Source organism: Immundisolibacter sp., assembly GCF_050250495.1.
Classification (GTDB): Bacteria; Pseudomonadota; Gammaproteobacteria; order Immundisolibacterales; family Immundisolibacteraceae; genus Immundisolibacter.
The window spans coordinates 17,135-36,192 of the sequence record NZ_JBFWOM010000016.1; the positions used below are offsets into that span (position 1 = coordinate 17,135).

Annotated in this window: 21 protein-coding genes and 4 tRNA genes; 7 read left to right on the forward strand and 18 right to left on the reverse strand. The window is 69.5% G+C overall.

What is annotated here, in order from left to right:
- Positions 1-10 precede the first annotated feature (10 nt).
- Both AB7F93_RS10705 and AB7F93_RS10710 read right to left on the reverse strand, forming a co-directional pair.
- A complete protein-coding gene (locus AB7F93_RS10705; protein ID WP_428302900.1) occupies positions 11-709 on the reverse strand; it encodes a prepilin-type N-terminal cleavage/methylation domain-containing protein in 699 nt (232 codons plus the stop codon).
- Positions 710-729: 20 nt separating this feature from the next.
- Positions 730-1,317, reverse strand: a complete 588-nt coding sequence (locus AB7F93_RS10710) for a GspH/FimT family pseudopilin (RefSeq protein WP_428302901.1) — start codon at positions 1,315-1,317, stop codon at positions 730-732.
- A 121-nt stretch (positions 1,318-1,438) separates the two neighbouring features.
- Here AB7F93_RS10710 and AB7F93_RS10715 point away from each other — a divergent pair, with 121 nt between their 5' ends.
- Positions 1,439-1,861: a type IV pilin protein gene (locus tag AB7F93_RS10715; RefSeq protein ID WP_428302902.1), complete on the forward strand. Its 423-nt coding sequence runs from the start codon at positions 1,439-1,441 to the stop codon at positions 1,859-1,861.
- Positions 1,862-1,891: 30 nt separating this feature from the next.
- On the opposite strand, the gene AB7F93_RS10720 is transcribed toward AB7F93_RS10715, so the two are convergent.
- Positions 1,892-2,314 carry a BphX family protein gene (locus tag AB7F93_RS10720; RefSeq protein ID WP_428302903.1) on the reverse strand — a complete coding sequence of 141 codons (423 nt, stop codon included), beginning with the start codon at positions 2,312-2,314 and terminating at the stop codon, positions 1,892-1,894.
- A 74-nt stretch (positions 2,315-2,388) separates the two neighbouring features.
- Positions 2,389-3,003, reverse strand: coding sequence for a glutathione S-transferase family protein (locus tag AB7F93_RS10725; protein WP_428302904.1), 615 nt, complete (start codon positions 3,001-3,003; stop codon positions 2,389-2,391).
- 103 nt (positions 3,004-3,106) lie between these two features.
- On the opposite strand from AB7F93_RS10725, the gene AB7F93_RS10730 reads away from it, so the two are divergent.
- A complete protein-coding gene (locus AB7F93_RS10730; RefSeq protein WP_428302905.1) occupies positions 3,107-4,090 on the forward strand; it encodes a helix-turn-helix transcriptional regulator in 984 nt (327 codons plus the stop codon).
- Here the strand turns inward: AB7F93_RS10730 and der are convergent.
- The 8 genes from der to ndk are packed head-to-tail and all read right to left on the reverse strand — an operon-like array spanning position 4,080 to position 11,975.
- Positions 4,080-5,483, reverse strand: coding sequence for a ribosome biogenesis GTPase Der (gene der, locus AB7F93_RS10735; RefSeq protein ID WP_428302906.1), 1,404 nt, complete (start codon positions 5,481-5,483; stop codon positions 4,080-4,082). The genes AB7F93_RS10730 and der overlap by 11 nt on opposite strands.
- An 8-nt stretch (positions 5,484-5,491) precedes the next feature.
- Positions 5,492-6,730, reverse strand: coding sequence for an outer membrane protein assembly factor BamB (bamB, locus tag AB7F93_RS10740; protein ID WP_428302907.1), 1,239 nt, complete (start codon positions 6,728-6,730; stop codon positions 5,492-5,494).
- A complete protein-coding gene (locus tag AB7F93_RS10745; RefSeq protein ID WP_428302908.1) occupies positions 6,727-7,341 on the reverse strand; it encodes a YfgM family protein in 615 nt (204 codons plus the stop codon). Before AB7F93_RS10745 ends, bamB begins: the two co-directional genes overlap by 4 nt.
- Positions 7,338-8,624 (reverse strand): histidine--tRNA ligase, encoded by a 1,287-nt coding sequence (gene hisS / locus AB7F93_RS10750; protein ID WP_428302909.1) that lies wholly within the window; start codon positions 8,622-8,624, stop codon positions 7,338-7,340. The genes AB7F93_RS10745 and hisS overlap by 4 nt, the downstream gene beginning before the upstream one ends.
- A gap of 34 nt (positions 8,625-8,658) precedes the next feature.
- The gene (locus tag AB7F93_RS10755) at positions 8,659-9,618 is read right to left on the reverse strand and encodes a RodZ domain-containing protein (protein ID WP_428302910.1); all 960 of its coding nucleotides are present in this window, start codon (positions 9,616-9,618) and stop codon (positions 8,659-8,661) included.
- Positions 9,615-10,430 carry a type IV pilus biogenesis/stability protein PilW gene (gene pilW, locus AB7F93_RS10760; protein WP_428302911.1) on the reverse strand — a complete coding sequence of 272 codons (816 nt, stop codon included), beginning with the start codon at positions 10,428-10,430 and terminating at the stop codon, positions 9,615-9,617. The genes AB7F93_RS10755 and pilW overlap by 4 nt, the downstream gene beginning before the upstream one ends.
- Positions 10,431-10,434: 4 nt before the next feature.
- Positions 10,435-11,529, reverse strand: coding sequence for a 23S rRNA (adenine(2503)-C(2))-methyltransferase RlmN (rlmN, locus tag AB7F93_RS10765; RefSeq protein WP_428302912.1), 1,095 nt, complete (start codon positions 11,527-11,529; stop codon positions 10,435-10,437).
- 14 nt (positions 11,530-11,543) lie between these two features.
- Positions 11,544-11,975 carry a nucleoside-diphosphate kinase gene (gene ndk / locus AB7F93_RS10770; protein WP_428302913.1) on the reverse strand — a complete coding sequence of 144 codons (432 nt, stop codon included), beginning with the start codon at positions 11,973-11,975 and terminating at the stop codon, positions 11,544-11,546.
- A 146-nt stretch (positions 11,976-12,121) separates the two neighbouring features.
- Between ndk and AB7F93_RS10775 the strand changes: the two genes are divergently transcribed.
- The 4 genes from AB7F93_RS10775 to AB7F93_RS10790 all read left to right on the forward strand — a co-directional run bounded on the left by AB7F93_RS10775 (position 12,122) and on the right by AB7F93_RS10790 (position 12,507).
- Positions 12,122-12,198: transfer RNA gene (locus tag AB7F93_RS10775), tRNA-Pro, on the forward strand.
- Between the two features lie 39 nt (positions 12,199-12,237).
- Positions 12,238-12,315 (forward strand) — tRNA-Arg (locus AB7F93_RS10780).
- Positions 12,316-12,336: 21 nt separating this feature from the next.
- Positions 12,337-12,412: transfer RNA gene (locus tag AB7F93_RS10785), tRNA-His, on the forward strand.
- A gap of 19 nt (positions 12,413-12,431) precedes the next feature.
- Positions 12,432-12,507: transfer RNA gene (locus tag AB7F93_RS10790), tRNA-Lys, on the forward strand.
- Positions 12,508-13,016: 509 nt separating this feature from the next.
- Here the strand turns inward: AB7F93_RS10790 and AB7F93_RS10795 are convergent.
- On the reverse strand, positions 13,017-13,619 hold the full coding sequence (locus tag AB7F93_RS10795) for a recombinase family protein (RefSeq protein WP_428302914.1): 603 nt from the start codon (positions 13,617-13,619) through the stop codon (positions 13,017-13,019).
- 216 nt (positions 13,620-13,835) lie between these two features.
- Here AB7F93_RS10795 and AB7F93_RS10800 point away from each other — a divergent pair, with 216 nt between their 5' ends.
- Positions 13,836-14,198 carry a hypothetical protein gene (locus tag AB7F93_RS10800; protein WP_428302915.1) on the forward strand — a complete coding sequence of 121 codons (363 nt, stop codon included), beginning with the start codon at positions 13,836-13,838 and terminating at the stop codon, positions 14,196-14,198.
- Between the two features lie 302 nt (positions 14,199-14,500).
- On the opposite strand, the gene AB7F93_RS10805 is transcribed toward AB7F93_RS10800, so the two are convergent.
- The 5 genes from AB7F93_RS10805 to AB7F93_RS10825 all read right to left on the reverse strand — a co-directional run bounded on the left by AB7F93_RS10805 (position 14,501) and on the right by AB7F93_RS10825 (position 18,970).
- Positions 14,501-14,962: a hypothetical protein gene (locus AB7F93_RS10805; RefSeq protein WP_428302916.1), complete on the reverse strand. Its 462-nt coding sequence runs from the start codon at positions 14,960-14,962 to the stop codon at positions 14,501-14,503.
- A 25-nt stretch (positions 14,963-14,987) separates the two neighbouring features.
- Positions 14,988-15,353 carry a hypothetical protein gene (locus AB7F93_RS10810; RefSeq protein ID WP_428302917.1) on the reverse strand — a complete coding sequence of 122 codons (366 nt, stop codon included), beginning with the start codon at positions 15,351-15,353 and terminating at the stop codon, positions 14,988-14,990.
- Between the two features lie 11 nt (positions 15,354-15,364).
- Positions 15,365-15,733: a hypothetical protein gene (locus tag AB7F93_RS10815; RefSeq protein ID WP_428302918.1), complete on the reverse strand. Its 369-nt coding sequence runs from the start codon at positions 15,731-15,733 to the stop codon at positions 15,365-15,367.
- Positions 15,734-15,918: 185 nt separating this feature from the next.
- The gene (locus AB7F93_RS10820; RefSeq protein ID WP_428302919.1) at positions 15,919-18,639 is read right to left on the reverse strand and encodes a DUF927 domain-containing protein; all 2,721 of its coding nucleotides are present in this window, start codon (positions 18,637-18,639) and stop codon (positions 15,919-15,921) included.
- Between the two features lie 121 nt (positions 18,640-18,760).
- On the reverse strand, positions 18,761-18,970 hold the full coding sequence (locus AB7F93_RS10825) for a helix-turn-helix transcriptional regulator (protein ID WP_428302920.1): 210 nt from the start codon (positions 18,968-18,970) through the stop codon (positions 18,761-18,763).
- Positions 18,971-19,058 lie beyond the last annotated feature (88 nt).

A 19,058-nucleotide genomic window follows, 5' to 3' on the forward strand; every position in this document is an offset into this window, starting at 1 on the left:
CTCCGGCGGGTTACAGGACGGCGTCGTTGCGCAGGCGGATTTTTTCCACCAGTTGCCGGCACACCACGTCGATGTTGGTGCAGTCGGCCGCAGTAAGCGTGGCGGGGTCGCCGCTGCGCGTGTGGGTGGCGCCGCGCAGGGTGACGATGACGCTGCGCACCGCCACGCCGGACATGCCGGGCTCCAGCGTGGTGGTGAAGTTGAGGTCGAGCACGTTCATCGTGTTCTCGTCGGTGATCTTTTGCCAGCCGCCGCCGTTGCAGGCGGTGCCGGTGCGGCGCATCTCTACAGATTGCTGAGTGCCATCCCGGCGCAGCCGGAAGCCCCGGCGGTCCACGTTGTCGACCGCGTCGTTGCCGTCGGTGTCGTAGGCGAACAGGGCGCAGGAATTGGTCGGCACGGTGGCGTCGTAGCGCGTGAGTACCCAGTTGGTGTTGTTGGCGAACGCGTTGGCCGTGCCCAGCAGCGACGGCTGCCAGGCAAGGTCGCGCGCGCCGGCGCGACGCAGGTCGCGTGTGATGAGGGACATCACGGCGCGCAGTTCTTCATTCAGACGGACGGCCTTGATGTTCTGCGCGTTGGCCTGATAGGTGTTCATGAACACGGCCATCACGCCGCCGACCACCACCAGCCCCAGCACCAGGGCGACCATCAACTCGATGAGGGTGAAGCCGCGCGAGCGTTGATACTGAGGACGGTGAGGGAGCATCGGATGCCTCTGGTTCCTGATCATGGGCAGGGAGCCGGAGATAGGGGTGGACATGATTGATATCCCGGCATACCAGTGGTGGTGCAAAGAAGAATCCGCCCGAGCGGGCTGACACGCACCTCCAATTTGTCGTTCTTCAAAACTAGGCATGCAGTTCCCGCTACATCCGCCAAGCCCTGGCGCGGCTCGAACTCGGCACGCGGCTTCGTGACCGCCGGCGAAACCGCAGTATTGAATGTGACCCGTAAAGAAACGTCGGGGTAATCGGCGCTGCGGGTGACCCGCAACACGTCGTCGGCTGCGAGCTTGCATGCGTTGGCATCCGTGACGGGCAAGGCGGGATCGCATGTAGTGCCGGTGCGCATGCCGTATTGCCATGTGGTCGTGGGGCCGGCAGCGGAGAAGCTGACCGTGACATCCTGATTGCGCTTGATGGCCTCGGTGCGCGCCAGTTGCAGGTCGTTGAACACGGCTTCCGCCGCACCCTTGAGGCGGTTGCGCTCCAGCATCTTGGTAAACGCCGGCACGGTGAGCGCAGCCAGAATGCCGATGATGGTGACCACCACCAGTGCCTCGATGAGCGTGAAGCCGAGATTTTTTTGCCGCACCGCCTAAACTCCCTTCGGTTGCAACCGAATTCTAGGGTTGTGTATCGACGCCCCGGGCGACGGTCTTGAACCGTTCGTCGGGCCACAGACGCCGTTCGTCGGAAAACAGGACAAATCGACCATGTACGGACCCAAACGCAGCCGGGGCTTCACGCTGATCGAGCTGATGATCGTGGTGGCGCTGATCGGCATCCTGGCCGCCATCGCGGTGCCGGCGTATCAGGAATACGCCCGCAAGGCACGCCGGGCGGACGCCAAGCAGGCGCTGATCGCGCTGCAACTGCAGCAGGAGAAGTGGCGGGCGAGCAACGTGGCGTACACGCTCACGCTGGGCCCGCCGCCGAACTTCCTGAACTGGGTGACCACGTCCACGGACGGCCATTACCGGCTCGCCGTGACGGCGGCCAGCGCCACCGCGTACAACATGACGGCGGCGCCGATCAGCGGCGGCCGGCAGGCCGGCGACCGCTGCGGTACCTTCGCGGTGAGCCAGAGCGGCCCCAACAAGACCGGCAGTTACGCCAACGCGGACTGCTGGAAGTAGTCGCGGCGCCCTGCCCTGCCGCCGGGCGGGTCAGCGCGATACGCCGTGGGCGGGGAACAGCGCCCGCCAGGCGACCACCGCCCAGGCGATCCACACGGCGTGGATGGCGATGGTGAGGATGCCCATCCACGTCACCTCGTAACTCCAGGTGATGCTGTAGAAATCCCAGATGCCGTCCACGACCTCGGTGACGATGACCACCGGGATGACGGCGGCGTAGCGCAGCGGGTCCCGCGCGCCCCACAGCGCCACGAGTCCAATCGCCCCCAACTGGATGCCGACGATGATCCAGGCGTCCTGCAGCAGCTGGAAGATCGGCTCCCCCGTGTGCAGGTCGACGCCGGGGTACATGGTGCCGAGGTAGCCCGCGGTGGCGAACGGCAGCGTGCCCAAGAAGTTGAACACGGCGTAGAAGATGCCGATGCCGATCATGAACGCGCGGGCTGTTTTCATGGCTGAACCTTCGATTTGCTGGGCTGCCCGGTGCCGCCGCGGGGCAGCACCGGGAATGGCACGACGCGCGAGCCTTACTTGAGCGACGGCAGTTTCTGCCAGGCCGGCCGCGCGGCGACGCGGTTCAGCCAGGCCATGACGTTGCCGTATTTGTCGACGCCAAGCTGCTTGTAGATGTCGGCCAGCAGCAGCACGGTGCTGACGTTGATGTCGGCCACGGAGAAGCGATTACCGACCAGGTAGTCCTTGCCGGCCAGGGCGTCGTCCAGCACCTTCAGCGGCGCCGGCAGCACGCGCAGCGCCTCTTCGGCGAGTTCCGGACGGCGCTTTTCGGGCGGGTACATCACGGCGTGGCGCAGGTAGTTGACGACGAAGATCTCGACCTCCAGCGACGCCCACAGCGCCCACTGCATGACCAGACCCTCGTCCTCCACGCTGGCCGGCCACAGGCTGCCCTGGCCGAATTTCTTGGCCACGTACATGGCGATCGCCATCGACTCCCACAGGATGTAGTCGCCGTCCTTGAGCACCGGCACGTGGCCGTTGGGGTTGATCTGCAGAAAATCCGGCGTGCGCGACTCTCCGGCGCCCTGGTTGGTCTTGACGTGCTCGTAGGGCACGCCAAGTTCCTCCAGCGTCCACAGGCAGCGTTGACCGCGCGACATGTACTGGCCGTAAAGCGTGAGCATGGGTGGTTCTCCTCGGGTGGGTTGAAACGGGCGCGGCGAAGCGTGGCACGGCGCCGACGCGCTGCGCAAGCGCGCCGCGGGCGGTGTTGTAGCATTTGACAGCATGGACCGCTTCGACCGCATCTACCGGCTGTATGCCCTGTTCGCCGGCGGGCGGCAGGCGCGTTCAGCGACCGAACTGCAGGCAGAACTCGGCTGCTCGCGCGCCACGCTGATGCGCGCCATCGCCGAGCTGCGCGACCTGCTGGGCGTGCCGCTGGTGTGGGATGCCGCCGCCCGCGGCTACCGCATCGAGGGCGCGGCGGCGCGGTCCGAGCTGCCGGGGCTGTGGTTCTCGGCGGACGAGCTGCAGGCGCTGCTGGTGGCGCAAAGCCTGCTGTCCGACCTCGGCGAGGGTCTGATCCCGCAGCAGATCGAGGCGCTGCGCGGGCGCATCGCGAGCCTGCTGGCGCGCGGTGGCGTGCTGCCGCAGCGCGCCAGCCAGGTGCTGCGCGTGCTACCGGCCGCCGGACGGGCCTGCGACGCGCTGGTATTCCGGCTGGCGGTGACGGCGACGCTCGGCGCGCGCCGGCTCGCCATCCGGTACCTGTCACGCGGCACGGGCGAGGCGACCGAGCGCACCGTGAGCCCGCAGCGCCTGGTGCGCTACCGCGACAACTGGTACCTCGACGCCTGGTGCCACCTGCGGGGCGGCCTGCGCAGCTTTGCGGTCGACGCCATCGAGTCGGCGCGGATCGAGTCCGAGCAGCCCGCCCGGGTGTTGCCGGAGCAGGATCTCGACGAGCACCTCGGCGCGGCCTACGGGATTTTTTCCGGCCCCGCCACGCAGCGCGCGGTGCTCCGGTTCGCGCCCGGCCGGGCGCGCTGGATTGCGAGCGAGCGCTGGCACCCGGCGCAGTTCGGCCGCTGGCTGGAGGATGGGCGCTACGAGCTGTCGGTGCCGTTTGGCGACGCGCGCGAGCTGGTGCTGGACATCCTGCGCTACGGGCCGGATGTGGAGGTGCTGGAGCCACCGGCGCTGCGCGCCGAGGTGGCGGCCCGCCTGCGCGAGGCGGCGGCCTTGTATGCGGAGGACGTCAATCCTTGAACAGCTTGCGCCCGCGGCGGCGGGCGCGGTGTTTGTGTTCGAGCTGGCTGGGCGTGAGGGTGTTGGTGCGCCCGGCGTAGGGGTTTGCGCCCTGCTTGGTGACGATGCGCACCGGCGTGCCGGCGAGATCCAGCGCCTCGCGGAAGCTGTTTTCGAGGTAGCGCAGGTAATTCGCCGGCAGGCCGTTGACCTGCGTGCCGTGGATGACGATGGTGGGCGGCACGTGCCCGCCCTGGTGGGCGTAGCGCAGCTTGGCGCGCCGGCCGGCCACCATGGGCGGCGGATTGGCGGCGACGATGGTTTCCATGAGCCGCGTGAGTTCCGGCGTGGCGACGCGCGCGATGGCGCTGTGCTGCACCGCGAACGCGGCGCGCATCAGCGCCTTCACGCCGCGGCCGGTCTTGGCGCTGATGAACTCGACCGGCGCGAAGTCGACGAACGGCAGGCGCCGCGCGATCTCGCGCTTGAGCGCCGCGCGGGCGCTGTCATCCAGCGTGTCGGACTTGTTCACGGCGAGCACAAGGCCGCGTCCCCGTTGCAGCACCTGCCCGGCGATGTGCGCGTCCTGGTCGGTGACGCCCTGCGTGCCGTCCAGCACCAGAATGACCACCTGCGCCTGGTCGATGGCCTGCAGCGTCTTGATGACGCTGAATTTCTCGATCGGCGCGTGCACCTGCGCCCGGCGGCGCAGGCCGGCCGTGTCCAGCAGCACGCAGTCGCGGCCGTCCACCAGCACCGGCACCCGCACGCAGTCGCGCGTGGTGCCGGGCAGCGGGCTTTCGATGAGGCGCTGCTCGCCGGCCAGGCGGTTGATGAGCGTGGACTTGCCGGCGTTCGGCCGGCCGACCACGGCGAACACCGGCCGCGTGTCGGCCTCGTCCGGGGCAGGTGCCTCATCGTCGGCTGGAAACTCGGCCAGCACGGCTTCCAGCAGGTCGGCGACGCCGTGGCCGTGGCTTGCCGAAATCGGCTCGGGCTCGCCAAGGCCGAGCTCGAAGAAGTCGGCGCGCACGAGTTCGGGATTCATGTGCTCGGCCTTGTTGACCACCAGCCACACGCGCCGGCCGAGCTCGCGCAGCGTGCCGGCGATGGCGTGGTCGTCGGCAGTCACGCCGGCGCGGCCGTCGACTACCAGGATCACGGCGTCGGCCTCCTCGGCCGCCGCCAGCGCCTGCGCGCTGACCTTGCCCGACAGCTCCGGGTCTTCGCCCAGCAGGCCGCCGGTGTCGATGACCCAGAACGGCCGCTCGCCGAGCCGGCCTTCGCCGAGCAGCCGGTCACGCGTGACGCCGGGAAAGTCCGCCACCAGCGCGTCGCGACTGCGCGTCAGGCGATTGAAGAGTGTCGACTTGCCGACGTTGGGTCGGCCGAGCAGCGCGATGATGGGAGTCATGCGGTGCGTCAGTTGCCCGGCCGCAGCGCGTACAGGCGCCCGCCTTCGGACAGGAAGTAGGCGACGCCGTCGCGCACGGTCGGCGCCAGCAGGAAGGCGTCCCTGGTCGGCCGGGTGCGGCCGGCGAGTGTGCCGTCCTCGCCGCGCAGCCAGTGCACGTAGCCTTCAACGTCCGCCACCGCCACGTAGGCGCCCACCGCCACCGGGGCGGTGAGGTGACGGCCCTTGAGGGCTTCCTGCTCCCAGCGCACGACGCCGCCGCTCAGATCAAACGCGCTGATCTTGTCGTCGGTGTCGGTGGCGTAGACGTTGAAGGTGTCGACCGTGAGCGCGCTGTCGCAGGACAGCTCGCGCGCCCAACTGGCGGTGCCGGTGCCAAGATCAACGGCGCTGATGCGGCCCTGGTAGGCCGCGGCGTACACGGTGCCGCCGTCGATGACGGGCTGGCAGTCGGCGTCGATCATGCGTTCGAGTTCGGTGCGCCCGCGCGGCTGCACGATGGGGGTATCCCAGGCCTCGCGGCCGGTTTGTAGAGCAACTGCCGCCAGGTGGCCATCGGCAAAGCCGTGCACGGCAAGCGTCGCGGTGGTGAGCGGTGCGCTGCCGCCGCGCAGCGACAGCGTCGGCACGTCGCGCTCGACGCTCCATTTGCGCGCCCCGTCGGCGGCGGCAAGGCCGTACAGGTGGCCGTCGCCGGTGGCGACCACGACCACGCCCTCGCGCGCCGCGGGCGGCGCCAGCACCTCGCTTTCGAGCGGGGCTCGCCAGCGCTCCTCGCCGTCCTCGGCGGACAGCGCCACAACGTCGCCGTTGTTGGTGCCGACCAGAACCAGGCCATCACCGACGCCGACCGCGCCGGTTATCGTGTCCTTCAGGGTCGCCTTCCACTGCCGCTTGCCGTCGGTCAGCGTGTGGGCAAACACGTGCCGGCGCGACTCGCCGAGGGTGTAGACCCGCTCGCCGTCGAAGGCCGGCACGGGCTTGGGATAGCCGTCTGGCGTGCCGTCGGTGACCTTCGGGCTGGCGACCACCTCGACCGCGATTTCATGGTCGAGCGCCGGCAACTCGGCCTTGATGTCGGGCGTATCGGTCTGAGTGATGCGCCCGGCGACCGATTCGCTGGCGCGGGTCACGCCGCGCACGGCGCCGCGGCCCACATCGGACACGGCGCTGCACGCGCCGAGCGTGGTGACCAGCAGGCCGGCCACGGTCAGGCGCAGCGTGAGGGATGAGCGGGTCGGGATCATGGCTGGCCCAGGGCGTCGAGTTTGAGTTTGATCAGCGCCGTCTGGCCGGATTCCGGCGGCAGGCCAGCAATCGCTTCCTGATAGGCCTTGCGCGCGTCATCGGGCTTGTTTTGCGCCTGCGCGATGTCGCCCTTGAGTTCGGCCAGCGTCGGTGAGCCGGCCGGCACGTCCTTGCCGAGCGCATCGAGCGCCGCCTGTGGCTTGCCGTGGTCGAGCAGCACGCGGCCAAGACGCAGGCTGGCCAGTGCGCGGTCGTCCGTGTTCGGCGCATGCTCGACCACCCAGCGCAGGTGCTGCTCGGCATCCGCCAGCTTGCCGGCCTCGACCGCCTGCCTGGCCTGCGCGAACGCGGCAAAGGTGGCGTAGCTGGAGCGGGGGTACTCGGCGCGAAGCCGCCCGGCGAGGGTCTCGGCGCTCTCGCCGGCCGGCGGCTGCTGCCAGGCGGCATACAGCGCGGATGCGCCGGCGGCCTGGCTTTGCTGGCGCCCCTCGTAGAAGTAGCGGCCGCTCACGCCGAGCAGCGCCAGCACCGCGACGGTCACCAGCAGGCGCCCGTAGCGGTCCCACAGGCGGCGCAGTTGTTCTATCTGATCGTCGTCGACATTGCTCATAGGGAGTCCTTGGCGATGAGGTGCGCTACGGTGGCGTGTATGGCCTGCTGCGGCACGGTTTCCTGCGTGGTCTGGGCAGCGCGCAGCAGGCGCACGGTGACGGTGCCGGCGGCGAGCTCGTCCTCGCCGAGGATCAGCGCCACCGCGGCACCGGCCTTGTCGGCGCGCTGCATCTGCTTGCCGAAGTTGCCGCTCGCGTGGTCCATCAGCACCACCGGGGCACCCGGCCCCGCGCGCAGCTCGGCGGCCAGTTGCAGGGCGCGCGCGCGGCAGGCGCCGGGGGTTGACACCATGTACCAGATGGCCGGCTGCGGCGACAGGTCGACCTCGTGCACGGCCAGCAGGTCCAGCAGGCGTTCGAGACCGAGCGCGAAGCCGATGGCCGGCGTCGGCCGCCCGCCAAGCTGCTCGACCAGGGTGTCGTAGCGCCCGCCGGCGCACACCGTGCCCTGCGCACCGAGCGCGTCGGTGACCCACTCGAACACGGTGCGCCCGTAGTAGTCGAGGCCGCGCACCAGACGCGGGTTCACGCTGTAGGCGACGCCGAGGCCGTCCAGCAGCGCACACAGGCGCTCGAAGTGGGCGCGCGATTCGGCGTCGAGGTGCTCCGGCAGGCTCGGCGCGGCGGCGATCAGCGCCGCCAGGTCCGGGTTCTTGCTGTCCAGAATGCGCAGCGGGTTGGTCTCCAGCCGGCGCTGGCTGTCGGCGTCGAGCGCCGCGCAATGGCCCCGGAAATAGTCCTGTAAATGCCCGCGGTAGGCGGCGCGGGCCTCGCGCGAACCGAGCGAATTGATTTCGAGTCGCAGCCCGGGCAGGCCGAGCTCGCGCCAGAACTGCGCCGTCATCGCGATCAGCTCGGCGTCGAGCTCGGGCTCGGCGCTGCCGAAGCACTCGGCGCCGACCTGATGAAACTGCCGGTAACGGCCACGCTGCGGGCGCTCGTGGCGGAACATCGGCCCCTGGTACCACAGGCGCAGCAACTGGCCCTGGAAAAGACCGTGCTCGATGCCGGCGCGCACCACGCCGGCGGTGCCTTCCGGGCGCAGGGTGAGGCTGTCGCCGTTGCGGTCGAGGAAGGTGTACATCTCCTTCTCGACGATGTCGGTCACCTCGCCGATGGTGCGCGCGAACAGCGCCGTCGGCTCCACCAGCGGCAGGCGGATCTCGTCGTAGCCGTGGCGGGCCAGCACGCCGTGCAGGCGCTGTTCGGCACCGCGCCAGCGGGCGCTGGCGCCGGGCAACAGGTCATTCATGCCGCGGACGGCCTGGAGCTTGGCAGCCATGGTCGGGTGCGTCGGGCCTAGTCTGAAACGGGAGCTACGGGGTCGGCATCGCGGCCGGCGCACCGGCTGGGGCATCGGCAGGCGGCTGGGCGGTGCCGAGTGTCATGCGCACGACGTGCTGACCCGGCGGCAGCGTTACCGCCTGGCCGGCGAATACCACGTCCACCGCCGGGGCGTTGCCGAGCAGCACGCGCAGCGGCGGCTCGCCGCTCACGACTCGCTCCCGCTCCGGGCCGACCAGCTCGTAGATGAGGCGCTGGCCGCGATGGTCGGTGACCTCCACCCAGCTCACGGCGCGGCTGCGCAAGCGCAGTTCCGCGCCGGCCGTCGCAGGCGCGGGCGGCGACGAGGTTGCCGCCGGCTCGGACGCAGACGTTGTGACGGGCTCGGCGCCAGGCGCGGACAAGGGCACCGCCTCGGCCGGCGAAGACGCCGCCGGCGCGCCGACGACGGGCGCCACATCGACAGAGGGTGCCGCCGCGGTTGTCGGTGGCGCCGATTCCGGGGGCGACGGCACTGGCTCGACTGGTGCCTGCGCTGCAGGCTGCCCGGCAGGTTCAGCCGTGTTCTCGGGGGGTGGCGCCTGCGGCGAGCGATCGGCTCCGGCCCACAAGGCGCCAAGCACGACCAGCACGCCGACGATCGCGAGTCCACCCAGACGCACCAGCCACGGCCGCCGCGGGTGCAGCTCCGGTGCCCGGCGCATGAGCCTGCTCTTGCTGGCGACCGTCGGCGCGTCGAAGCCGGCCAACAGAGCGTGCTCATCAAGACCCAGCAGCCGCGCATAGTTGCGCAGTTGCCCGCGGGCATAGGCGGCCGCACCGAATGGCTCCGAGTTGCCGCGCTCGAGCGCCTCGACCAGCGCCGGCCGGATGCGCAGTCGCGTGGCCACGTGCTGCACCGACCAGCCGCGCGCCGCACGGGCGGCCTGCAACCGCTCGCCGCTGGTGGGCGTGCTGGGCGGCGGCTCGGTGACGGGCGCGCTCGGGTTCAATTCAGCTCTCGCGCTTCACGCGAGTCGGGGAAGCGGTCCTTGAGCAACAGCCGGTAACTGGCCGCGCGGTCGAGATCACCGAGCGCGGTCTCGACGCGAATGCCAAGCGCCAGCCCGGCCGGGGTCTGACCGGCCCGGCGCACGTAGCGCGCCAGGTGCTCGCGCGCTGCACGCGCGTCGCCGGCCTGGAACTTCATGTCCGCCAGCATGAGGCTCGGCGTGACGAAGGTGGGGTCGAGCTGGACCGCAGTCAAAAGGTCGGTTTCGGCCCGCGTGGTGTTTCCGTTGCGCAGCGCGCATTCGGCGGCGTTGGTGTAGGCCAGCGCCGGCGTGCGGTACAGCGGATTGGCGATGGCGCAGCGGAACTGGGCGTCGGCCTCCTTCGCACGGTCAAGGCCACACAGGTAAACGCCGTAGTTGTTGCGGATCTCGGGGTCGCTCGGCGACAGCGCCAGTGCCCGCCGGTAGTGCTCGCCGGCGAGTTCGGGCTTCGACAGGCGCAGTTGCAGCAGCGCCATGGTGGCGTGTGCGGTGGCGCTGCGCGGGTTGAGCTTGAGGCTCTCATCGAGCTCGCGCAGCGCAATATCGAGCGCGCCCTCCTGCAGGTAGCCGGCGCCGAGCGCCGCGCGCAGATCGGCGAGCTTCTCGTTCTTGCTCTGCTTTCGGTCGGGTTCCTGTGCCACGCGGGTGCAGATGTTCTGGTCGATGGCGAGCTCGCCGCCGGCGGCGTCGCGGACCGCAGGGTCCGCACCGTGGCTCGCGCAGCCGCCAAGCAGTGTCAGCACCACGCCGAGTGTCAACAGTCGGATCATGACTTCAGGCCGCTGTAGATGTCGGTATGGCTCGCCGCTGGCGCGCCAGCACCTGGCCCGCAAGCTGCCCGCAGGCGCCATCAATGCCGTCACCGCGCGTCTTGCGAACCGTGGCAACCAGTCCATGGCGCAGCACCTCGTCGCGGAAGGCAGCCACCGCGGCGGGCGGTGAGGTTTCGTAGGGCAAGCCCGCGACAGGGTTATAGGGAATGAGGTTCACCTTGGATGGCACGCGCGCGAGCAGCTTGGCAAGCGCCTTCGCCTGCGCCGGATGGTCGTTGACGCCGGCCAGCAGCGTGTACTCGAAGGTCACCCGCCGCCGGTCATCGCCCGCCACGTAGCGGCGACAGGCGTCCAGCAGCTCGGCAATCGGGTAGCGGCGGTTCAGCGGCACCAGCTCGTCGCGCAGCGCGTTATCCGGCGCGTGCAGCGACACGGCGAGCGCCACCGGGCACTCCTCGCGCAGGCGGTCGATCATCGGCACCACGCCCGACGTGCTGACCGTGACGCGCCGCTTGGACAGGCCGTAGGCCAGGTCATCCAGCAGCACACGGATGGCGGCGACCACGTTGTCGAAGTTCAGCAGCGGCTCACCCATGCCCATGAACACGACGTTGGTGATCGGTTTCTCGCGCACCGGGTGCGGCGGCAGCAGGCGGCTCGCCGTCCACATCTGGCCGAGGATTTCTCCCGTGGTGAGGTTGCGGTTGAAGCCCTGCTGGGCGGTCTGGCAGAAGCTGCAATTGAGCTGGCAGCCGACCTGCGAGGACACGCACAGCGTGCCGCGGCGCGTCTCTGGGATGTACACGGTCTCGATGGCGCTGCCGCCCGCAAGGCGCAGCAGCCACTTGCGCGTGCCGTCCGGCGCCTGCTGGTCGGCCAGCACCTCGGGCGTGCGGATTTCCGTCTGCGCCGCGAGGCGCTCGCGCAGCGCCTTACTGAGATTCGTCATGGCGCCGAAATCATCACAGCCACGTGCGTGCAGCCACTGCAACAGCTGATCGGCGCGAAACGGCTTCTCGCCGAGTTGCGTCAGCAGGCCCGCCAGACCCGGTCGATCCAGGTCCAGCAGGTTCGGCTTGATGACGGTGCTGTCCAAGGCGCAGCGTGCGCTCAGCGCGTACGCGGGCAGATCTGGTCGGGGCCGAAGAAATAGGCGATCTCGATCGCCGCGTTCTCCTGGCTGTCGGACCCGTGCACGGCGTTCTCTTCGATGTTGCTCGCGAAGTCGGCGCGGATGGTGCCCGGCGCCGCCTTGGCCGGATCGGTCGCGCCCATGATCTCGCGGTGGTGCGCAACGGCGTTCTCGCCCTCCAGCACCTGAATCATCACCGGGCCGCTGGTCATGAAGGCGACCAGATCCTTGAAGAACGGCCGCTCGCGGTGCACGGCGTAGAAGCCTTCGGCGCGCTCGCGCGACAGATGCTCCATGCGGGCGGCGATGATCCTGAGGCCCGCTTGCTCGAAGCGGCTGTAGATGGCGCCGATGACGTTCTTGGCGACGGCGTCGGGCTTGACAATGGACAGTGTGCGTTCGATGGCCATGATGAGTTCGAGTTGAGATGGACAGGGGTGCGGAAAGGCGGCGAATTCTAGCAGCTTGCCAGCCAGCCGCCCCGATACGTTGACCCTGCGCGGCGAGTACTTGTATAGTTCGCGCCCCGCGCAGCGGCGTGGGCCGGACGAAATCTCGGGGTATGGCGCAGTCTGGTAGCGCGCCAGCTTTGGGTGCTGGATGTCGGGAGTTCGAATCTCTCTACCCCGACCAGTTCGTCGCGGCAGGATTGGGGCAGGTTTCGGGTTCACCGCGCCCGTAGCTCAGCCAGGACAGAGCAACGGCCTTCTAAGCCGTCGGTCGCAGGTTCGAATCCTGCCGGGCGCGCCAGGTTGCCGGCACAGGTTTATGGTGAGCGTAGCTCAGTCGGTAGAGCCCCGGATTGTGATTCCGGTGGTCGTGGGTTCGATCCCCATCGCTCACCCCAGTTTGACGTGCGAGTTAATGGGCCGCTAGCTCAGTTGGTAGAGCAGCTGACTCTTAATCAGCGGGTCGTAGGTTCGAGCCCTACGCGGCCCACCATTTAACTCAAGCACTTAGCGTCGATTCAAGCCGGGGTTCCAGCCACGAAAACGGCCTGCGGTTACCGCTGCGGTGACCTTACAACAAGGTCTTGAGCTGGCGCCGGTGCGCGCAAGCCTGAACCGCAGTTCGATCAGCGGCCACCGCGCCGCATGGTTCTACTGTCTTTTCCTCTCTCCTTAGATATATAGATTCCGTCCTGAGCAAGTCAGACCGATTTTTTGGTCTACTCCTTTCTTGATTCCCCCCGCTGGCGCGCGCCCCCCGCCGGGGGCGCTTGCCTTCCCACGGCGTGCCGTGGTGCACACGCATACAGTGATGCGCCCTATTCGGCGAAATCAAAGAAAACGCCCGATTCAGGCGCTGCGCGCGCCTCAAACGTCGCGGCTCAAACCACCCCTTCCCTTTCTGGTGATGCTTGGCTGGTGTTCTGGCGGGCAGCGGGCGCGTGTCGGTGCCGGCCGCGGGCGCGGCGCGGCTTCACCAGGGCAATGACGGGGCGCCGCGGGTCAGGCGGCGGCAAGTTCGGCCTTGAGGCGCTGCACGGTGGACACGCCGACGCCATGCGCCTTGGCGATCTTGTGCAGGCCAGCGCCACCGGCGCGCAGGGCGGCGGTGATGGCGGCGGCCTTGTCGGCGTCGATGGTCGGCCGGCCTAGGCGCTTGCCTTGCGAGCGGGCGCGGTTCAGGCCGGCATGCACGCGCTCGCGGATCATGGCCCGCTCGAACTCGGCAAAGACGCCCATCATCTGGAACAGCGCCTTGCCGGCCGCCGTGGTGGTGTCGATGCCCTGCTGGTGCAGGTAGAGGTCAACGCCGAGCTGGTGCACTTCGTCGAGGAAGCCGACCAGGTGCTGCAAGGATCGGCCCAGCCGATCGACCGACCAGGCGGCGATCAGGTCGAAACGGCGCCGGGCGGCGTCTTTCAGCAGCCGGTCGAAAGCCGGGCGCTGCTCGCGGCCCTTGGCGCCGCTGACGCCCGCGTCCTCGTAGACTTCGACGATCTGCCACCCGGCCCGCTCGGCGACGGCTTCCAGCTCGCGGCGCTGGTTCAGGGTAGTCTGGCCGTCGGTGGAAACGCGCAGGTACAAGGCGCAGCGCTTGGCGGTCATGGCCGGTTTCCTCGCTGGTGGTGAAGGTGCCGGCATTGTACCAAAAACGACTGTTTTCGGTATGACCTGAAACGGCCTTCCGAGACCACGCAGTTATGCGGGTTTGCGGGCGGTGCTGCGGTGGGGTTTTCGGTATGGGGTGCCGGCGGGCGCGCGGCGGCCCGGCGACGATCAGGGAGTGGGCGAATGAGGCGGCCAAGGCGATGTGGTGCCGGGTTGGCACTGGCGATGCTGGCGGGCGGCTGCGCCACGGTGAGCACGCCGACCGTAACGGACGTGTCCGGCCGGCGACCGTGGACGGCGAAGATCGAGCGGCCACTGTTCCGCGACGCGGTGCTGACGGTGACCGATCCGGCGAGCGGGGAAGCCTTCACGGGCAAGCTGCCGGGCACGGGGCCGACGGCGACGGTCTCGACCGGCAACGCGCAAGCGGCGCGGCTGGCGGATCAGGTAACGGCCTTTGCCCTGCTGGTCGGTGACCGCGGCGGGGCGCTGACGTGTCAGGTAGCGCTTGAGTCTTGGTCCGGGTCCGGGCTGTGCTCGGACGCGGCCGGCCGCTCGATCTACCTGGCGTTCTAGCCGCGGACGCAGAGGCACAGGCGCAGGGCGCCGGGAGGATCGGCGGCGGTGCCCCGGCAGGTATCGAGCCTCCCCCGATCCGTGGCGCCTGTGCGGGCGCAGTCTACTGCCGCGCAGGGCGCGGGGATGGCGGCGGTTGTCTTGGCGTGGTGCGCGTGGCGCGGGCTGCGCGGTGCGCGTGGCGCGCTGCGTGGGCGCGCGGCGGGCAGGCGGGCGCGCCCACCCCCACCCCCGCCCACGGCCGAGCGCGCGGGGAGTTCCACCCCCACAGGCCGAATTTTGATTTTTCGGGCGGCGGCCGGTCAGGCGGCCGGTTCGGGTTGCGTCCGGCAGGCGGCCCACGCGGCTTTCGTTGTCTGGTGCAGCGCTTGTGCGGTTTCCAGCAGGCGGGCCGTGAGGTCGGCGATGCCTTCGCGGCTCGGGGCGCAAATATCGATCAGGTCAATGACGGCTTCCAGCCCGTCGGCCTGCTGGCGAAGGTTGGCGACGTGCTCCGCGATGCGCTTGTGATCGGCCGCTAGCAGCGAATCGGCGGGCAGGCCGTGCCACAGGTCGGCGGTGTAGTCGATGTCTTCGGCCATGCTGTGCGTAACGCGGGCCACGAGGCACAGCCATTCGGGTGTAACCGGCTGCCGGGTGCGCTTGGCGATGGTGTGCAGCATGGATGCGGCGGCGCAAATGTTCTCGACGGCCCGGTCGAGGCAATCAACACATTCGAGGGCGGGCACGGGCCGGCAGGCGGGGTGCTGGGTGACATTGTTCATGGCTTTCCTCTGGTGGTGAACCACGTTACGCGGCGGGGTCGAAATCGGCGTCAAGGTAGGGCAGGAAGCGCCCGCACGGCAGGTCGTAGTCCTGCCGTTCGGTCGGGTGCCCCTTCACTTGGCGCGGGGCGTGACGCGGGTCGCCGGTGCACCAGCCCGTGAGGCCGTAAAAGTTCAGGATTGAATCCGCGCGGCCGTTGCGGCGCAACCAGTCGCGCGAGGCGGCTTGCCAGAAGATGCAGCGGCCGCAGCTCGCCATCCCTTCCTGTCGCATGCGCAGGGCCTTGGCCTTGCGCACGGCCTCAAGATTCCGGGCGTAGGCGGCCAGCTCACGCGCCCGCTTGATGCGCGGGTCCTGGCGCTCCGCGGAATTGGTTCGATCGGTTGCCATCGCGGTGCCTCTCACGGGGTTGAAGGGTCAGGTTGCTGCGCCACCAGGGCGGCGAGTACGGCCTCGATGCCGCCCGCGCCGGGGTCGGGCAGGCGGAAGTGTTCGAGGGTGCGGCGCAGGGCGCCGGCCTCGGCTTCCTCGCGCGTCACGCCGGCCTCGAACTCGAACACGGCGGCGCGCTCGTCGAAGAACTCGCGCACGGCCAACGGATCGGGCGGCGGTGCCAATGTCGCCAGCAGGTCGGCGCGGTGTGCGCGGATCAGCAAGGCCAGCTCGGGCGTGATGGCAGCGGCGGGACCGGCGCGCAGGGCGCCCGCGGCGCCGCGGGTCAGGTGGACGCCGTGGGCGGTCAGCGTGCTGATGATTTGCTCAGGTTTCATGCTGGTCTCTTGGAAAAAATGGCGCCGGTGCTGCGTTTGGCGGCGGTTGGAAGGGTTCCGGGAGCGTGCGACGGGATGAAACAGCGCGGTGACACGGTGACAGTCGGTGACAAAAAAATACTTTTTGAAACAACGGTGTCACCGTGTCACCGTTGTCACCGCGAAAAACGGCATGCTCGCGTTTGTCACTCATGGGCAGCCCATGCGTCGGTCATCTCATAGAGCCGAGTCGTCTTCGGCAGACCGGCCGGGCGCTTGGATTGCGAGGGCTTGCCATCGGGGCCGGGCTTTATCCAGCCACGCGCCACCAGCAAGGCCACTGCTCGCTTGAAGTCGGCGCCCCGGCAGGCTTCCTCAAGGCCGGTGCGCGTGAACAAATAGACACGTTCGTCATCCTCGGTTCGAGCGTACCCGGCAAGCTGCTGCACCACGTGCCCGGCGTGCGCGAAGTCCCGAAACCGCGAGCTGCCGAACCGTTCCAGAAACTCGCGCACGCCGTCCAATAGCGCCCGCTCTTCGGCCGGCACGCGGCCAAATCCGTCAAGCCAAGCCGCAAAGCACACGTGCGCCGCGTGCATGGCCTCGCCGGGCGACCAGCCGGTGATGCCGGCGCGCGTGGCCATCTCGCCAGCCACGGCCACGGCGCCGAACCGGCGCGCCATGCGCCCGGCCTGTGCGGTGGTGGCGTCGGTGTTGGTCAGCGCCGCGGCGACGAATTGATCGAACGACGCGCGGGCGTCGGCGGTGATCGCCGAGCGGTGCTCGGCCAACCACGTGAGCCAAGCCGGGCCGGCGGTGCCGTGGTACAGCGCCACGGCGTCGCGCAGGGCGTCGGCCAGCGCGCGGGCGTGCGGGTGGCCGTGCAGGTGCTCGAAGATGCCGTGCCCGGCCCCGGCGTCGGCCTCGATGTCAGCGATACGAAGCTCCTGGCCGGCAGCCGGGCGAAGGCCGGCGGTGGCCATGTGCGCCGCCATCGAAATTTCGCCGGTGGATATCAGCAACAGCCGCCACGTTTTGATCTGGCGCGCCCCTCCGTTGCCGGTGGCCCGCGTGGCGCTGATTCCGTTGGTGATTTTGTAGGCTGTCTTTCCGAAGTTTCGCGGGTCGGACTGCCCGGACTCGTCGGCGAATAGCGCGGAATCGTTGTGTTGCGCGGCGATGGCCTCGAAGCCGGCCGGCGACGTATCCCACGAGCGCACCACGACGGCCGGGTCGCCGAAGATCGACGCACCAGCGACCAGAGCCGTTGACTTGCCGGTGCTGCTGGCGCCGCGAAGGTGCAGGCCGCCGCCCTCCAGGCCGAGCACGTCGAGCAGCGCGCCGGCGAAAGCGGCACTGATCACCAGCACCAGCCGAGTGTTGCCGGCCGCCGGCGCGGCTACATGCTGTTGCCAGTCGGCGAGCGTACCGGCCACGCTGGGCGCGGTGCTGGGCGTGCCGGCGGCTTGCAGAACCACGGGCACGCCGTCGGCGGGCGTGCCGTAGACGCGGTTTTGGGTTACGTAGCAGCCGTGGTGCCAGCCCGTGGTGCTCACGCACCAGGCGCGGGCTGTGGTCGGGTGGGCCGCGAGGTAGGCCAGCAGCAGTTCACGCGCTGCGCGGCCGGAGGCCATAGCGAGGCCGCGCCGGGCCAGCTCGCGCCGCACCTCGGCGCCGTCGCCGTCCAGCAGCTCGGCCGGAATCACCCAGCTATGCCGGACGCCGTCCCGGTCGAGCCATTCCACCAAAAAGCCCCATTCCGTGCTCTCGCTGTTGCGGACAATCGCGCGCACCACGAGGCAACCAGACAGCCGCAACTCTTTGTTGTCTTTAGCGTCTGCGGGCGGCTGGAAATAGACTCCGGAATCGCGCACCGCGAATGCGCCGCCAGCGTGGGGGAAGGTGTCAAGCAGGTCCGGCAGCGGCGCGGCGGCGGGTGGATCGGCAAGCGGCGGGGTGTCGGCGGGCGGCTCGGCCAGCAGTTGGCGGCGCACCTCGTCGAGGCCGGCGAGTTGGCGAAGGTCGTCAAAATCCTTGGCCGTCTTGCCGCCGACCAGCGCGCCCGCCGCGATACGCGGGTGGCGGACGATGATGCGCGGGTCCGCTCTGGCGGCCTTGTCCGCGGCTTCGCGGCCGGCCTTGTCGGCGTCGGCCGCGACGACAATTACCGCGTCCGGCCAGCGCTGGCGCACAGCGGCTGCCACGGCTGGAACATTGCCAGCGCCGGCAGTAGAAGCGATGGCCGCATCAGGTATCGCCTCGGCGAGCGTCAGGGCAGTCGCTACACCCTCGGCGAGGTAGACGACGAAGCCGCGCTCGACATCCGGTTCGCGCGCCCACCAGCGCAGGCCGCTTTTGGCAATGCCGTACGACGAGCGTTTGTCGCCGGTTGCGAGGACGAGTTCTAGCCCACGAGTGACGCCGTCGTTGTCGACAAGCGGCATCAGTAGCGCGCCGCCTTCCTGGCGCATGTTGGCGGTCGGGGTCAGGCCCTTGCGCGCCAGATACGGATGCTGCGGATTGGCCGGATCGGCGGCGGCAATCCGTTGGCTGGCATCGATGGCGGCGGCCTCGGCCCGGCGTTGGCGCTCGGCGGCGTCGGCGGCGGCACGGGCGTCGCGCTCGGCCTGCTGGCGGGCCAGCTCGGCGGCCGTCGGTGGCGGCGGGCGCGCCGACGACGGGTCGGGCCGGTAGCCGTGCTCCTTGGCGATGAAGAACAGCGTGCCGGGGCCGATGCCGCCGTCGGTGTTCAGGCTGCGCCACGTGTCGCTGAACGCGCGCGCGTCGTAGGTGGCCCCGCCGGCCGACCACGCGCGCGCCTCGGCTTCCGAACAGCCGGCGGCTTTCGCAGCCGCCAGCACGCGGACCCAATCGTCGCGCGACAAGTCGGGCGGAATGCAGGCCAGCGCGTCGCGGGCAGCGTCCAAGTCAACCGGGCCGGCGCTTGCGCGGCCGGTGCGGGTGGGGTTGAATGAGCGGCGTGTGATTTGATCGATGACCCCGCCCCGGTTGCCGCCGGTGCGGGGTTTTTTTTCGCCCATGCCGGCCTCAGCGCGGGGCCGGGGTAGCGGCGGTTTCGGCGGCTTCGGCCGCGGCGTGCCGCGCCTCGAACATCTCGATGTCGCAGAGCCGCCAGCGCGTCACGCCCGGCGACAGGCGCACGGCCGGCGGCAAGCGGCCTTCTTGAGTCCATCGCCAAATGGTCGTGCGCCCCACGGCGAAGCGGGTGGCGAGTTGGCGGTCGGTTAGGAATTGCATTGGAACGGCCTCCATCGCATGAAACGGGGGCCATGGATTCAATACAGCGCGCGGCGCGTTTGCGAACGCCGATTCGGCGGATTCGATT